Source organism: Nocardia miyunensis NBRC 108239 (genome assembly GCF_001613065.1).
Lineage (GTDB): Bacteria > Actinomycetota > Actinomycetes > Mycobacteriales > Mycobacteriaceae > Nocardia > Nocardia miyunensis.
Window position 1 is genome coordinate 36,212 of sequence record NZ_BDBQ01000087.1, and the last position, 14,852, is coordinate 51,063.

The window sequence follows — 14,852 nt, forward strand, 5'->3', positions numbered from 1 at the left end:
GCACGGATTCGATTGTGGCCGGGTTATTTGGGTAGCCTTCACCTCGTGATCAATATTTCGGCGGAACAGGGACTGCGCGGCACCCCGGTGGAGATCGGCGTGGCCGCGGCCGTGTCGCAACTCCCGATCGTGCGCGGGCTCGCCGAAACCCTGGTTCTCCTCAGCGATTTCACCCTCGACGAGGTGGCCGACGTCCGGCTCGCGGTCGACGAGGTGTGCTCGACACTGATCGGTCTCGCGGCCCCCGACACCACCCTGCAATGCCGATTCTCGGTCGGCGAGACGGATCTGGTGGTGCGCGTGCGCGGTATCGCCGCCGCGGAGGGGTTACCCGATCAGCGCAGCTTCGGCTGGCACGTGCTGCGCACCCTCAGCGACGAGGTGCAGGCCACGCAGGACCCCTATGACCAGGCCGCTTTCGGCTACCCGACGATCGTGGAGTTCCGGCGGGCCCGGGGGAAGGCATAGTGACCGGCGAGGACACCGTGTTCGAATCCGGCGATGCCGTGGAATCTCGTGACCCGCAGGCTCCGAAGGACACGGCTGCTGCCGGCAGCCGGGGAGCCGACGAGCCCGAGGCGACCACGACCGAGGAGGAGGTGGCCGCCGACGAGGTCGAGGAGGTCACCCAGTCCGTTTCCGGATACGACGATGTCGCAATCCTTTTCGAGCGCCTCGCCGCCGCCGATGAGGGCAGCGCGCAACGCGGCGAGTTGCGTTCCCAGCTGATCAGCCGGTGTATCCCGCTGGCCGATCACATCGCGCGCAAATTCAGTGGCCGGGGTGAGCCCTTCGACGATCTCACTCAGGTCGCGCGGGTCGGTCTGGTGCACGCGGTGGACCGGTTCGACGTCTCGCGGGGCTCGAACTTCCTGTCCTTCGCGGTGCCCACGATCATGGGCGAGGTGCGTCGTTATTTCCGCGACAACACCTGGGCGATGCGAGTTCCCCGCCGGGTCAAGGAGACTCATCTGCGCATCGGTTCCGCGATCGACGCGCTGTCGCAATCGCTGGGCCGCTCACCCACCGCCAAGGAGATCGCCGCCGAACTCGACATCGATCCGGACGAGGTGACCCAGGCGGTCATCGCCGGTAACGCGTACCAGCCCAGTTCGATCGATGCGGTGTCGGTGGGCCGCGATACCGAAGCCTCGCTGCTGGACACCCTCGGCGAGGAGGAGTCCCAGTTCGACCGGGTCGAGGAATACGTGGCGATCCGGCCGCTGCTGGCCGGACTGCCCGAACGCGAGCGCCGCATCCTGACCATGCGCTTCTTCGAGTCGATGACCCAGACACAGATCGCCCAGCGGATGGGCATCTCGCAGATGCACGTCTCCCGCATTCTCGCGAAAACCCTTGCGCGCCTGCGGGAACAGACCTCCCGCGAATAGCGGTCCCCACGAATTGCCGGTTCGCCGACCGTATCGGTCCTCGTCCCGGCCCGAATCCGCCCGCGGCGCGGTGCCGCATCGGATGGTCGGGATCGACGCCGCGGTCGAGACAAGTCCGCTCGTGCCGTAGATTCAGGGCGATCATGATCACCGCGCCGAGGTGAGGTTGGTGAAATGCTGTTGCCGTTCGATTCGCTGTACCGGCACGGGTTCGCGCGGGTGGCGGTGGCCGTGCCGTCGGTGCGGGTCGCCGATCCGGCGTACAACGCCGAACAGACTCTCGGGCTCGCGCGGCGGGCGGCCGCGGACGGGGCGGCGCTGACGGTGTTCCCCGAACTCGGGCTGTCCAGCTACACCGCCGACGATCTGTTCCATTCCGATGCGCTCGATTACGCCGTCGAGCAGGCGGTGCGGCGGATCGTCCAGGAGAGCATCGGCATCGAGACGGTTCTCGTGGTGGGTGCGCCGGTGCGGGCGCAGGGGCGGCTGTTCAACTGCGGGATCGTGATCGACCGCGGCCGGGTCCTCGGTGTCGCGCCCAAGAGTTATCTGCCCAATTATCGTGAGTTCTACGAGAAGCGGCAGTTCGCGGCGGCGCGGGAGGCGATCGAGGATCGCATCACCGTTGCGGGACAACGCGTTCCGTTCGGGACGGATCTGCTTTTCACCGCGACGAATCTGCCCGGATTCGTCTTTCACCTGGAAATCTGCGAGGACGGCTGGGTTCCATTGCCGCCCAGCGGTTTCGCGGCCCTGGCCGGGGCGACCGTGCTGGTGAACCTGTCGGCGAGCAATATCGTCATCGGCAAGGCCGACTATCGCAGGCAATTGTGCGCCTCCCATTCCGCGCGCTATATCGCGGCCTATCTGTATTCGGCCGCCGGATACGGCGAGTCGACCACCGATATGGCCTGGGACGGCCAGGCCCTGGTCTGCGAGAACGGCGAATTGCTCGCCGAGGGTGAGCGTTTCAGCGAAGAGCAGCAGCTTGTGATCGCCGATGTGGATCTGCGCCGGCTGGCCGCGGACCGGCTGCGGATGACCAGTTTCGCCGATACCGCGCACGATCACCGGGAACGGCTGGCGGGCATGCGGCGCATCGATGTCGACCTGCCGGTGCCCGCCGACGCGGTGGCATTGCGGCGGGCCATACCTCGATTCCCTTATGTGCCAGCCGATTCCGCGATGCGCAACGAGCGCTGCGCGGAGGTGCATCACATTCAGGTGGCGGGCCTGAGCACCCGGCTGGCGGCGACCGGATCACAGCGCGTGGTGATCGGCGTCTCCGGCGGACTGGACTCGACGCTGGCGTTGATCGTCGCGGTGAAGACGATGGATCGGCTCGGCCTGCCGCGCTCGAATGTGCTGGCGTACACCATGCCCGGCTTCGCCACCGGTTCGCGCACGCGCACCGACGCGCATCGGCTGATGCGGGCGCTGGGCGTAACGGCGCACGAGATCGATATCCGCCCCTCGGCCACCCAGATGCTGCGTGATCTGAATCATCCTGCGGCCGAGGGCATTGCGCAGTACGACGTGACCTACGAGAACGTGCAGGCCGGGGAACGCACCTCGCACCTGTTCCGCCTGGCCAATCAGAACGGCGCGATCGTCGTGGGCACCGGCGATCTGAGCGAACTGGCGCTGGGCTGGTGCACCTTCGGCGTCGGAGATCATATGGCGCACTACAGCGTCAACGCCTCGGTGCCCAAGACCCTGATCAAGTATCTGATCGCCTGGGCCGTGCAAACCGGCGAACTCGGACCGGACGCGGACGAGGTGCTGCGCTCGATCCTGGCCACCGAGATCTCACCCGAGCTCGTACCCGTTGCGGCGCAGGATGATCCGGCGTCGCAGGATCAGCCCGGACAGAGTTCGGAGGCGGTGGTGGGCCCGTACGAACTACAGGACTTCCACCTGTACTACCTGCTGCGATTCGGCTATCTCCCCAGCCGCATCGCCTATCTGGCCCGGCACGCCTGGTCCGACCGAACGCGTGGCGCGTGGCCGGATCTGATTCCCGAGGCCGATCGTCACGAGTACGACCTGCCCACGATCAAACACTGGCTCGCGGAATTCCTGCGCCGCTTCGTGCAGACCAGCCAGTTCAAACGCTCCACGCTGCCCAATGCGCCCAAGGTCGGTTCGGGCGGTTCACTGTCTCCGCGCGGGGACTGGCGCGCACCCAGCGACGCCGTCGCGACCGCGTGGCTGGACGAGCTGGCCCGGAACGTCCCCGACGCCTGAGCCCATGTACCGTCCCCGTGACGAAGATCCGCGTTACCTCGTCGCGCCGGACGCGGGCAGCTCCGGCAGCGCGGTCTCGTACAACCACCGGTTCCACAGCGGCCGCAGCGATGCGGTGCTGTAGCGCCCGGCGAGATCGGCGAAGTCCTCGCTGCTGACCGTCGAATGCCGGTAGCGCGCAGTCCATTCCCGCAGCAACCCGAGGAATCCGGGATCGCCCAGGGACAGCCGCAGGGCGTGCAGGGTCAGCGCGCCGCGCTTGTAGACCCGGTCGTCGAACATCAGCCGCGGGCCCGGATCACCGACCACGATGTCCTGCGGCGAGCGGGCGAGATTCTGCCGCGCGGCGCGGGCCATCTGGTCCGCGCTCGGACCGCCGCTGGCCTGCGACCAGATCCACTCGGCGTAACAGGCGAAACCCTCGTGCAGCCAGATGTCGCGCCACTGCCCGACGGTCAGGCTGTTGCCGAACCATTGGTGGGCCAATTCGTGCGCGACCAGGCGTTCGGCTCCGCGCCGCCCGTCGCAGTGGTTCGCCCCGAAGATGGACATCCCCTGCGCCTCGATCGGAATCTCGAGTTCGTCGTCGGTGACCACGACCGTGTACGCCCCGAACGGATACGGCCCGAAACGTTCGATGAACTCGGCCATCATCTCGGGCTGGCGGGCGAAGTCGTGATCGAAGTTCGCCCGCAGCCGCGCGGGCAGGACCGCCTGCATCGGCACGCCCTCGTGCACCGAACCGACCCGGTACTTGCGATAGGGCCCGATCTGGATCGTCGCCAGATAGCTGGCCATCGGCTCGGGTTGGTCGTACACCCAGGTGGTCTGGCTGGCCTTGGTCTGTTTGCGGACCAGTTCGCCGTTGGCGACGGCGTAGTAGGGCGAGTCGGTGGTGATCGAGATCCGGTAGCTCGCTTTGGAACTCGGATGGTCGTCACACGGGAACCAGGACGCGGCCCCGTTGGGCTGACTGGCCACCAGCGCGCCCTCGGTCAGCTCCTCCCAGCCGACCTCACCCCACGGTCCGCGCACCGGGGCGGGCGTGCCCGTGTACTGGACCACGACGACCAGCGCGCCGCCCGCGGGCACCTTGTGCGCCGGGGTGACGGTGAGTTTGCCGCGATGGTGCGTGTACTTCGCCGCCTTGGATCCGTTGACGAAAACCTTGGTCACACCGAGGGATTGCGACAGATCCAGCGCGAACCGCGGCTGCACCGCGGTGGTCACGGCGGTGATCGTCGCGCGACCCGAGAGCCGGTTGCTGGACACCTTGTAGACCAGGTCCAGCTCGTACCTGGAGACCCGATAGCCGCGATTGCCGTTCTGGGGCAGGTATTCGTCGATGGGCGGTGCGTAGAACTTGTCCGCCATCAACGGCGCCCCTGCCGATCCGGCCACGGCGCGATCGGATTGCCCTGCCACCGGGTGGAATCGGGAACCGTATCGCCGCGCATCACCAGCGAGGCCGGTCCGACGGTCCCACCGGCCCCGATCCGGGCAGCGGGCAGCGCCACGCAGTGCGGGCCCAGCGTCGCCCCCGCCTCGAGTGTCACCGTATCCATGGCCATGATCCGATCATGAAACAGGTGCGTCTGCACGACACATCCGCGTTCCACCGTCGCGCCGTCGCCGAGCGTCACCAGATCCGCCTCGGGCAGCCAATAGGATTCGCACCACACACCGCGTCCGATCTTCGCGCCCAGGCCGCGCAACCAGATGTTCATCACCGCGGTACCGGTGGCCGCCCGCGCGAACCACGGCGCGGCAACGGTCTCCACGAAGGCATCCGACACCTCGTTACGCCAGACGAACGAACTCCACAGCGGATGTTCCACCTGGTCGATCCGGCCCACCAGCAACCATTTCGCCGTCACCGCGACCGCGCCCGCGAAAAGACCCGCGAAGATCAGGACCACACCGGAAACCAGTGCGGCGAACCAGTATCCGACCGTCGCGGCCAACCAGGCCAGCGTGAACAGCACGCCCAGGCCGATGCCGAAGGTCACCATCACGGGAATCAACCGGCAGGTCTCCACGATGCCGCGCGCCATCCGCAGCCGCGCGGGCGGATCGAACGTGCGCGCGGTGTCGGAGTCACCGGCGGTGCGCCGCAACCGGACCGGGGGGCTGCCCAGCCAGGACGAACCCGCCTTGGCTTTCTCCGGCGCGGCGGACAGGACCGCGACCAGACCGTTCTTCGGCACGCGGCGGCCCGGCGCGGTCATCCCGGAGTTGCCGAGGAAGGCGCGCTTGCCCACCTTCGCCTCGCCGATGCGCATCCAGCCGCCGCCCAGCTCGTAACTGGCGATCATGGTGTCGTCGGCGAGGAACGCGCCGTCCGCGACGGTGGTGAACTTGGGCAGCAGCAGCACCGTCGAGGCTTCCACGTCCTTGCCGATCGATGCGCCCAGCAGACGCAGCCACACCGGCGTCAGCAGGCTCGCGTACAGCGGGAACAGGAACGTTCGCGCGGAGTCCATCAGACGCTCGGTGGTCCACACCTGCCAGCCGACCCGGCTGCGGACCGGGTAGTAGCCGTCGTGCAGGCCGATGCTCAGCAGCCGCACCGCGATGACCGTCGCGACCGCGAAGACCGCCAGACTCAGCACCGTGGCGACCGGCAACATCGCGTACGCGTGTACGAGCGCGGCCGCACCCGTGCGATCGTCGCGAATCCACCACGCCAGCAGCGCACCGCCGACCGCCAGGCCCAGCACCGGCATGGCCGCCAGCGCCATCGAGGTCAGGCCGAAGACGATCACCCAGTGCGCGGCCCGCGCGGGCGTGCGCGGCGGCCACGGATGTTCGGCCTTACCGACCTTCACCGCGGGCGAACCCGCCCACTCCTGGGCCGCCTTGACCTTCCCGAAGACCGCCGAACCGGGCGCCACGACGGCGTTCTTGCCGACCACCGCGCCGGGCAGCAGCGTCGAGCGCGAGCCGATCACCGCGCCCGCGCCGATCCGGACGCCGCCGATGTGCACCACGTCGCCGTCGATCCAGTGCCCGGCCAGATCGACCTCGGGTTCGACGCTGCAGCCGTCGCCGAGTTCGAGCATGCCGGTCACCGGCGGCAGCGTGTGCAGATCGACGCCCTTGCCGACCTTGGCGCCCAGGGCTCGCGCGAACGGCACCATCCACGGTGCGCCGGACAGGTTCTCCGCACCGCTGGCCTCGGACAGCCGCACCGCGGTCCACAGTCGCAGATGGACCGCGCCGCCGCGCGGATAGCTCCCGGGTCGCACACCGAACAGCAACGCGCGGGCACCGGCGACGCAGATCGTCATGCGCCCCAGCGGGGTGATGAACAGTACGAATGCCACCAGCAGCCACCACCACGACAGCACCGGCAGCCACGGCAGCGAACCGGACCAGCTGGCGATGTCGGTCACGATGCCGAGCCAGGTCAGCCACTGCAATCCGGTCAGCGTCGTCAGCGGCACCAGCGTGAGCACCTGCGCCCACTGTGCCAGGCGCGGTGTGGGTTTCACGAAACGCGGCAGCACCGCGGCAGCCGGTTCCGCGGCGTCGAGCCGCTCCGCGAGCGCGCCCAGCCGCGGATGATCGTACAGGTCCGCGACGGTCACCTCCGGAAAACGCTCGCGCAGCGCGGTCACCAGCTGCGCCGCCGACAGCGAGCCGCCGCCGAGGTCGAAGAAATCGGCCTGCGGGCCGGTGACCTCCGCGCCGAGAATCGAATTCCACAGTCCGGCAAGCCATTGCGCGGTGCCCTCGAGTTCGCTCGAGGATTCGGGGGCCGAGCCCGCACCGGGCAGCGGCCAGGGCAGCGCGTCCCGATCGACCTTGCCCGAGGTCCGGGTCGGCAGTTCGCCCAGCACGGCCAGGCGCGGCACCAGGGGTGCGGGCAGCTGCTCGGCCAGCAGCGCGCGGGCAGCCTGAACGTCGAACTCCGGATTCGCGCTGGCGAGATATCCGACCAGAATCCGGTTGCCCGCCTTGGTGGTTCGCACCGCGCACGCCGCACCGCTGACGCCGGGCAGGTTCTGCAGCGCGGTATCGATCTCGCCGAGTTCGATTCGGCGGCCGCCGATCTTGACCTGATCGTCCGCCCGGCCCAGGAAGATCAGCGCGGTGCCGTCGAAACGGACCAGATCACCGCTGCGGTACGCCCGCTGCCAGCCGAGAGTCGGCATGGGCGCGTACTTCTCGGCGTCCTTGGCGGCATCCAGATAGCGCGCCAGGCCGACGCCGCCGATCACGAGTTCGCCCGAATCCCCCTCTGCCACCGGCCTTCCCGAGGCCGGGTCGACCACGGCCAGGTCCCAGCCGTCCAGCGGCAAGCCGATCCGCACCGGTCCCTGCCCCGTCAGCAGAGCCGCGCAGGCCACGACGGTGGCCTCGGTGGGACCGTAGGTGTTCCACACCTCCCGCTCGCCGCTGCCCGCGAGCCGCTCGGCCAGTTCCGGGGGCACGGCCTCACCGCCGAAGATCAACAGCCGCACCGCGTCGAGCGCCTCGGCGGGCCACATCGCCGCCAGCGTCGGGACCGTGGACACGACGCTGATCTCCCGGCGCACCAGCCACGGACCCAGATCCATGCCGCTGCGCACCAGCGCGCGGGGCGCGGGCACCAGGCACGCGCCGTGCCGCCAGGCCAGCCACATCTCCTCGCAGGAGGCGTCGAAGGCGACCGAGAGCCCGGCCAATACGCGGTCACCGGGGCCGATCGGCTTGTCCTGCAGGAACATCCGGGCCTCGGCGTCGACGAAGGCGGCGGCGTTGCGGTGGCTGACCGCCACCCCCTTCGGCGTCCCGGTGGAACCGGAGGTGAAGATGATCCAGGCGTCGTCATCGGGCTCGGGCGCGGCCTCGGGTGTGGGCCGGATCCCGCTCGCGACGCCCGTCGCGGCGATTCCGGCGGCCGTCACGATCGCGCTGACGCGAGCCTCCCCGAAGACGAGCTGAGCACGCTCGTCCGGATCGTCGGCGTCGACGGGGACGTACGCGGCCCCGGCGTACAGCACCGCGAGGATGGTCACGTACAGCTCGGCGGTGCCCGAGGGAATGCGGACCCCGACCCGGTCGCCACGGCGCACCCCGGCCGCGCGCAGGCGGTCGGCGATGTCGTCCACCTCGGCGAGCAGTTCGGCATAGCTGAGCACATCGGAGCCGTCGTCGAGGGCCGGCGCCTCGGGATGGCCCTGCGCGGTCGCGGCCAGGACGTCGACGAGGGTGCGTGGCGGCGCGGCCTGCGCGGAACGCAGCAGGGGCGAGGGCGACGAGCCCTGCTGCCCCGGGACCTGCGGCCGTGAAACGTCCCACTGGAGCGTCACGTACTGTCCACCTTTCCGGATCGGCGCCGAGTGCGCGCAACCCGTTGTCTCACGTCAGGGTTACCGATGCGCAAACGCGATACTTCGGTTCGGCTCACCCCGCGCGGGGGCGGGACATCCCTGCCGGGCGGATCAGCTCGATTCGCCCGCGCTATTGTCCCAGGTCGGCGGAATGGTTGCGGCAGAGGGTTGTCGCGTACACGGCGGCAGCCCGCGAATCGAGGCCACGCATCGGCGCCCGTATCGCCGGAATCCCTCGTCGGTCATCCACATGCCGGTCGGTTGGGTATTTGCCCGAGATCAGCTCGCACAGGCGACACCGGACGAATTCTCACGATCCTCCCAGCCCGGGCCCGGATGCTCGTCCTCACGTGAGCGGAACGTCGCGCTCGCACGAGGGAACAGGAATACCATGCCGTCATCGGATCCAGGCCGCCGAGCCGGTCGCACCGCAACCCGAGTGCTGGCGGCGCTCGGCGTCGCCGGAACCCTCGGCGCGGCCGCTCTGGCCTACAGCGACACCCATACCGCGAGCGCTACCACCAGCACGAGCAGCAGCGATACCGGTACGAGCACCGCGAACCAGAGCAGCAGCACCTCCTCCGACGATTCCGGTACCTCGTCGGCGACAGCCCCGCAGGTCGCGACCGGGTCGGGCGAATCACACGCGCAGTCGGCCGGATCATGACCGCGCGCACCCTCGAACCGGATCGCATCGCGACGGCCGACTGGTCGGTGTGGAGTACCACCGCCAGGCTGGTGGTCACCGACCCGGCACATCTCACCGCCGCACAGGAGGCGGTGCGCGAATATCTCGACGCCGTGGACCGCGCCTGCAGCCGATTCCGCGACGATTCCGAACTCAGCAGGCTGACCGCGCATCAGGGTCGCCCGGCCGTCATCGGTCCCGTGTTCGCGGAGTATCTGCACGCGGCGCTCACGGTCGCCGAGGAAACCGCGGGGGACGTGGACCCGACGGTCGGCGCGGCGCTGGCGCGGCTGGGTTACGACCGCGATTACGCGCTCATCGCGGGAACCGATACGAGCGGCCCGATCCAGGTGACGTTCACCCCGCGCACCGACTGGACGACGGTGCTGCTCCGCGAGCGAACCGTCACCGTGCCCCGCGATGTGCGGCTGGATCTGGGCGCGACCGCCAAGGCCGTCGCCGCCGACCGGTGCGCGCACATGATCGCCGAACGATTCGGCTGCGGAACGCTCGTCAGCCTCGGCGGCGACATCGCCACCGCTGGATCCGCACCCCGAGGCGGGTGGCAGATCGAGGTTCGCGACGGTGCGGGCGAACCGGGCTGCCGGATCAGCCTGCCCGCGGGCGCGGCGCTGGCCACCTCCAGCACGGTGCGCAGACAGTGGAAACGCGGCGGTCACCTCGTCCACCACATCGTCGATCCGCGAACGGGCGTCGTGGCCGAAACCGTCTGGCGCACAGTCTCGGTCGCGGCGAACACCTGCCTGGCGGCCAATGCCGCTGCCACGGCCGCCGTCGTCCGGGGCCGCGCCGCGCTCGGATCGCTGCGCCGGTCCGGGCTACCGGCCCGGCTGGTCGATCGCGACGGGCGGGTCAGCGCCCTCGGCGGCTGGCCCGAGGAACGATAGGCGGACGACATGAACCAAACGGCCATGACACAGGCTCTGTGGGCCCTGGGCCGCGGCAGCGGAATCGCCGCGCTGGTCGTGCTGACCGTCGCGGTGGTCGTCGGCATCGCGGCACGGTCGGGACGCGCTATCACCCTGCCGCGCAGCGCAATCGCCGAACTGCATCGTGGCGCGTCGCTCATCGCGTGCGCCCTGGTCGGCATTCACGTGCTGAGTCTGCTCGCCGATCCCGACGCGCAGTTGCGGCTGATCGACATCGTGCTGCCCTTCGTCGCGGACTACCGCCCGGTCTGGCTGGGCCTGGGGACCGTCGCGGTCGATCTGCTCCTCGCGGTGGTCGTCTCGGCGCTGCTGCGGCATCGGCTCGGCCCGCGGACATTCCGGCTGATCCATTGGGCCGCATACGGTCTGTGGCCGGTGGCGCTGATCCACTCGCTCGGCACCGGCACCGATGCGGCGCGGCCATGGCTGCTCACGGTCGCGGGGGTCTGCATTCTCGCCGTCGCCGGTGCGGTGACCTGGCGGGTCGGGGCGAACTTCACCGAATTCGGACGCATACAGCGAAGGAGCGCATCATGAGCCCCGCAACCACGATCGATCGGACCGGCGCGCCGGCCGGTACTCGGCGGCTACTTCTCGGTGGTCGCGAGTTGTCCTCGCACACAGAGCGTTTCGGCTCGATGCCCGCGATATCCGATCGCGCGGCATTCGTGGACGCCGTGGCCGCCGCCGGATTGCGCGGCCGGGGCGGGGCCGCGTTCCCGGCCGCGCGCAAACTCGCCGCGGTCGCCGCGGGACGCCGTGCCGTCGTCATCGCGAACGGGGCCGAGGGCGAGCCGGCCAGTCACAAGGACGCCGTATTGCTCTCCCGCGCACCGCATCTCGTGCTGGACGGGCTCGGCATCGCCGCGGACGTCGTCGGCGCGCGTGACTGCCATTTCTATGCGCCCGGGGCCGTCCTGGACGGCGTGCGCCGCGCACTCGACGAACGCCGGGCGCGCGGTTACGACCGGCGGCCGGTCCGGCTCACCGCGTCGGCCCAGACCTTCCTGTCCGGGGAGAAAACCGCCGTCATCAACCGGATCGCGGGCCTGCCCGCGCTGCCCGGCGATCAGCTCGTCAGCACGTCGCAGGCCGGATTGCGCGGTCGTCCGACACTGGTGCACAACGTGGAGACCCTCGCGAATCTCGCCCTCATCGCCCGCTACGGACCCCGGTGGTTCCGAACCGCGGGCACTCCGGACGAACCCGGCACCATGCTGGTCACCCTGTCCGGAACCACGGAGACCGGCGTCGTCGAGGTGCCCCTGGGAATCCCGCTCCTGGACCTGATCGCCCGCCACGGACGAACCGACCCGCGAACCGTGCGCGCGGTCCTCATCGGCGGCTACCACGGCACCTGGATCCCCGCCGACGCGCTGCACCGGGCCACCCTGTCCGCCGCCGCGCTGCGACCCCTGCACGCCGCACCCGGCGCGGGTGTCGTGCGGGTGCTCTCCCGAACCGAGTGCGGCCTGCGGACATCCGCCGAGATCATCACCTATCTCGCCGCCCAGAGCGCCCGCCAGTGCGGCCCCTGCCGCAACGGCCTCCCGGCCCTCGCCGCGACATTCACCCCGCTCGCCACCGGCCACCCCGTCGATCCCCGCGAGATAGCCCGCCTGGCCAACCTGGTCGACGGCCGTGGCGCGTGCGCACACCCCGATGGCACCGCACGCCTGGTCCGATCCGCACTCGACGTCTTCGCACCGGACGTCGCGCTGCACCTGCACGGCAAATGCGAGATCATCGAAGCACAGATCGGAGCGCAGCTGTGAACCACAACCCATCGAGCACCAGCCAGCCAGGGTACTCCCCACCGAATGTCGCCACCGTGCGCGGTGCCGGGCGCCTCGACGTCGACGCACCGGTTGGAGTGATCGTGCCGTGCGACCGAGCGCACCCCACCCGGCCGAGATACGTCGCAGCGGACATCCGCACCGAAAACGCGACATCGCATCTGAGCAGTGTGTGCCGGGGCGCGCAGCCGGTATTCGAAACACGGTCATGAACCGCGCCGAAAGCAGCCATGGCGAGTGGCAATTGCATATCGACTGGACTCGGTGCGATGGGCGAGGCGTGTGTACCGAACTGCTGCCCGGGGTCCTCGGACGCGACGACTGGGGCTTTCCGCTCACTCGCGATCATCGGGATCCGGTCGTCGGGACGGATCGGATCGCCGCCGCCCGTGACGCCGTCGACCTGTGCCCACGGCTTGCGCTGCGACTGGATCGGACGCGGCGCACATGATCGTGGACCGGAGGATTTCCGTATGTCGTCGGGGGATCCTCCGGTCCGCGGCTCAGCGGGGTTTGCGCAGAGCCGCCACGAACATCGCGTCGGTGCCGTGCCGGTGCGGCCACAGTTGCGCGGCGGGGCCGTCGCCCAGCTCGGTGACACCGGGCAGCAGTGGGCGGGTGTCGAGTTCCTCCGCGCCGGTGCGGCGTACGACGTCGGCCACCACCGCGACGGTTTCGGGCAGGTGCGGCGAGCACGTCGAGTACACGACCACTCCGCCGGGACGCAGCAGATCCCATGCGGCGGTGAGCAATTCGCGTTGCAGCACGGTGAGCTCGCGCACATCGGCCGGGGTGCGCCGCCAGCGCGCCTCGGGACGACGACGCAGCGCGCCCAGGCCGGTGCAGGGTGCGTCGACCAGGATGCGGTCGTAGCCCGGGACCAGTCCGCTGTCGCGGCCGTCGGCGACGTGGACGGTCACCGGCAGGTCGCGGGTCGCCTTGCGCACCAACTCGGCCCGGTGCTCCGCGGGCTCGACCGCATCGACGCGGTAGCCATCGATATCGGCCAGCGAACCCAGCAGCGCGGCCTTACCTCCGGGCCCCGCGCACAGATCGAGCCAGCGACCGCCGTCCGGACCGAGCAGTTCGGCCCGGGTGAGCGCGAGCGCCACCAGCTGACTGCCCTCGTCCTGCACACCGGCCAAGCCCTCGCGCACCGGCTCCAGCGCACCGGGATCGCCGCCGACGAGGTAGACCGCGTAGGGCGACCAGCGTCCCGGTTCGCCGCCGGTCACCAGAGCCAGTTCCTCGGCGGTGATCGCACCGGGCCGCGCGATCAGATGTACGGCCGGGCGCTCGTCGTCGGCGGCCAGCAGCTCACCCAACTCCGCCGCCGACGCGCCGAGCGCGTCGGCGAACGCCTGCGCGATCCACACCGGATGCGCGTACTCGAAGGCCATGTGCCCCAACGGATCCTGCGGCGCGAGCCGGTCCACCCACTCCCCCTGCTCGCGCTCCCCTGCCCGGCGCAGCACGGCGTTCACGAAACCCGCCTTGCCGGAACCGAATTCGGCCCGCACCAACTCCACCGACGTATCCACCGCCGCATGCGCGCCGACCCGCGTCCGCAGCAACTGGTACACGCCCAGCCGCAACACATCCAGCAGCGGGCCGTCGATCTCCTCGACCGCACGCCCCGCACACGCCTCGATCACCGCGTCCAGCATCCCGATCGATCGGCACGCCCCGTACGCCAACTCGGTCGCGAACGCCGCATCCCGCCCCGACACCCGCCGCTCCCGAAGCAACCCGGGCAATACGAGATTCGCGTACGCATCCCGCTCCCGCACCGCCCGCAACACATCCCGAGCGACTTCCCGAGGCGCGTCCACCAGAGCGGACTTCCGCCCGCCCCCGCGATGCGAACGTCCCGGAGCATCCCGGTCCCGCCCGGCGGGCCGCTGCCCACCCCGGGCACGAATCTCCTTATCGCCCTGCGATTTCTGTCGACCTGACCGGTCGGCACCCTGCCCGCCCGCAGTACGAGCCGACGAATCCGCATCGTTCGCATCGGGCCGCCGCCGCGGACCGGAATCCGCCCCCGGCTGCCGCGATGAATCCGACCGGCGTGCGATTCGGCCACCGCCGTCCCGGCCACCGGAACCGCCACCCCCGGTCCGGTCATCACCGGCCCGCCGCTCCGAATCCCGCTGGTACGCAGGATCGTTCGCCCGGCCTCGCGCATTCGACGCGCGATCAAAGGCCCCGGGACCTCCTCGCCCGGCCGATGAACGATCCGAGCCGCCCACGCCCGCATCGCCCCGGCGCGAGTCATCGTACCGACGTCCACCGGATCGACCCCGCTCCGAGTCCACCGGACGGGCCCTGTCACGGGCGCGGTCGTCCGTGGCGCGTCCCGTCTTCCCAGCACCTCTGCGGTCCGAATCCCCTTGGCGCACAGCATTTTCACCACTTCGACGGTCGGCTGCCGAACCGCCTGTCGACGCGCCGCGCCGACGCGG

General features: G+C 70.0%; 11 protein-coding genes. 8 read left to right on the forward strand and 3 right to left on the reverse strand.

All coding sequences use genetic code 11. The annotated features are described in order from the left end of the window. Positions 1–45: 45 nt before the first annotated feature. The 3 genes from NM2_RS34805 (at position 46) to NM2_RS34815 (ending at position 3,638) form a co-directional block, all read left to right on the forward strand. Positions 46–468, forward strand: a complete 423-nt coding sequence (locus NM2_RS34805; RefSeq protein ID WP_067677955.1) for an ATP-binding protein — start codon at positions 46–48, stop codon at positions 466–468. Continuing rightward, a complete protein-coding gene (locus NM2_RS34810; RefSeq protein WP_439956957.1) occupies positions 468–1,391 on the forward strand; it encodes a SigB/SigF/SigG family RNA polymerase sigma factor in 924 nt (307 codons plus the stop codon). The genes NM2_RS34805 and NM2_RS34810 overlap by 1 nt, the downstream gene beginning before the upstream one ends. A 174-nt stretch (positions 1,392–1,565) precedes the next feature. Then, positions 1,566–3,638, forward strand: coding sequence for an NAD(+) synthase (locus NM2_RS34815; protein ID WP_084531870.1), 2,073 nt, complete (start codon positions 1,566–1,568; stop codon positions 3,636–3,638). Between the two features lie 33 nt (positions 3,639–3,671). On the opposite strand, the gene NM2_RS34820 is transcribed toward NM2_RS34815, so the two are convergent. Beyond that, positions 3,672–5,012 (reverse strand): M1 family metallopeptidase, encoded by a 1,341-nt coding sequence (locus NM2_RS34820; protein ID WP_084531880.1) that lies wholly within the window; start codon positions 5,010–5,012, stop codon positions 3,672–3,674. After that, complete coding sequence (locus NM2_RS34825) at positions 5,012–8,869, reverse strand: Pls/PosA family non-ribosomal peptide synthetase (protein WP_067678042.1); 3,858 nt, start codon at positions 8,867–8,869, stop codon at positions 5,012–5,014. Before NM2_RS34825 ends, NM2_RS34820 begins: the two co-directional genes overlap by 1 nt. Positions 8,870–9,347: 478 nt before the next feature. On the opposite strand from NM2_RS34825, the gene NM2_RS34830 reads away from it, so the two are divergent. The 5 genes from NM2_RS34830 (at position 9,348) to NM2_RS34850 (ending at position 12,841) form a co-directional block, all read left to right on the forward strand. After that, positions 9,348–9,623: a hypothetical protein gene (locus NM2_RS34830; protein WP_157121503.1), complete on the forward strand. Its 276-nt coding sequence runs from the start codon at positions 9,348–9,350 to the stop codon at positions 9,621–9,623. After that, positions 9,620–10,552: an FAD:protein FMN transferase gene (locus tag NM2_RS34835; protein WP_067677961.1), complete on the forward strand. Its 933-nt coding sequence runs from the start codon at positions 9,620–9,622 to the stop codon at positions 10,550–10,552. The genes NM2_RS34830 and NM2_RS34835 overlap by 4 nt, the downstream gene beginning before the upstream one ends. Before the next feature lie 24 nt (positions 10,553–10,576). Continuing rightward, the gene (locus tag NM2_RS34840) at positions 10,577–11,131 is read left to right on the forward strand and encodes a ferric reductase-like transmembrane domain-containing protein (protein ID WP_067677964.1); all 555 of its coding nucleotides are present in this window, start codon (positions 10,577–10,579) and stop codon (positions 11,129–11,131) included. Next, the gene (locus NM2_RS34845; RefSeq protein WP_084531872.1) at positions 11,128–12,369 is read left to right on the forward strand and encodes an NADH-ubiquinone oxidoreductase-F iron-sulfur binding region domain-containing protein; all 1,242 of its coding nucleotides are present in this window, start codon (positions 11,128–11,130) and stop codon (positions 12,367–12,369) included. Before NM2_RS34840 ends, NM2_RS34845 begins: the two co-directional genes overlap by 4 nt. A gap of 229 nt (positions 12,370–12,598) precedes the next feature. Continuing rightward, complete coding sequence (locus tag NM2_RS34850; RefSeq protein WP_067677967.1) at positions 12,599–12,841, forward strand: ferredoxin; 243 nt, start codon at positions 12,599–12,601, stop codon at positions 12,839–12,841. 52 nt (positions 12,842–12,893) lie between these two features. Here NM2_RS34850 and NM2_RS34855 read toward each other — a convergent pair whose 3' ends face one another. Next, positions 12,894–14,222 (reverse strand): RsmB/NOP family class I SAM-dependent RNA methyltransferase, encoded by a 1,329-nt coding sequence (locus tag NM2_RS34855; protein ID WP_439956958.1) that lies wholly within the window; start codon positions 14,220–14,222, stop codon positions 12,894–12,896. Positions 14,223–14,852: the final 630 nt, after the last annotated feature.

Excerpts from the sequence above, each read along its gene's own strand:
- NM2_RS34815 (WP_084531870.1), top strand. The coding sequence starts at position 1,566 with ATGCTGTTGCCGTTCGATTCGCTGTACCGGCACGGGTTCGCGCGGGTG.
- NM2_RS34830 (WP_157121503.1), top strand. The coding sequence starts at position 9,348 with ATGCCGTCATCGGATCCAGGCCGCCGAGCCGGTCGCACCGCAACCCGA.
- NM2_RS34835 (WP_067677961.1), top strand. The coding sequence starts at position 9,620 with ATGACCGCGCGCACCCTCGAACCGGATCGCATCGCGACGGCCGACTGG.
- NM2_RS34820 (WP_084531880.1), bottom strand. The coding sequence starts at position 5,012 with ATGGCGGACAAGTTCTACGCACCGCCCATCGACGAATACCTGCCCCAG.
- NM2_RS34840 (WP_067677964.1), top strand. The coding sequence starts at position 10,577 with ATGACACAGGCTCTGTGGGCCCTGGGCCGCGGCAGCGGAATCGCCGCG.
- NM2_RS34850 (WP_067677967.1), top strand. The coding sequence starts at position 12,599 with ATGAACCGCGCCGAAAGCAGCCATGGCGAGTGGCAATTGCATATCGAC.
- NM2_RS34845 (WP_084531872.1), top strand. The coding sequence starts at position 11,128 with ATGAGCCCCGCAACCACGATCGATCGGACCGGCGCGCCGGCCGGTACT.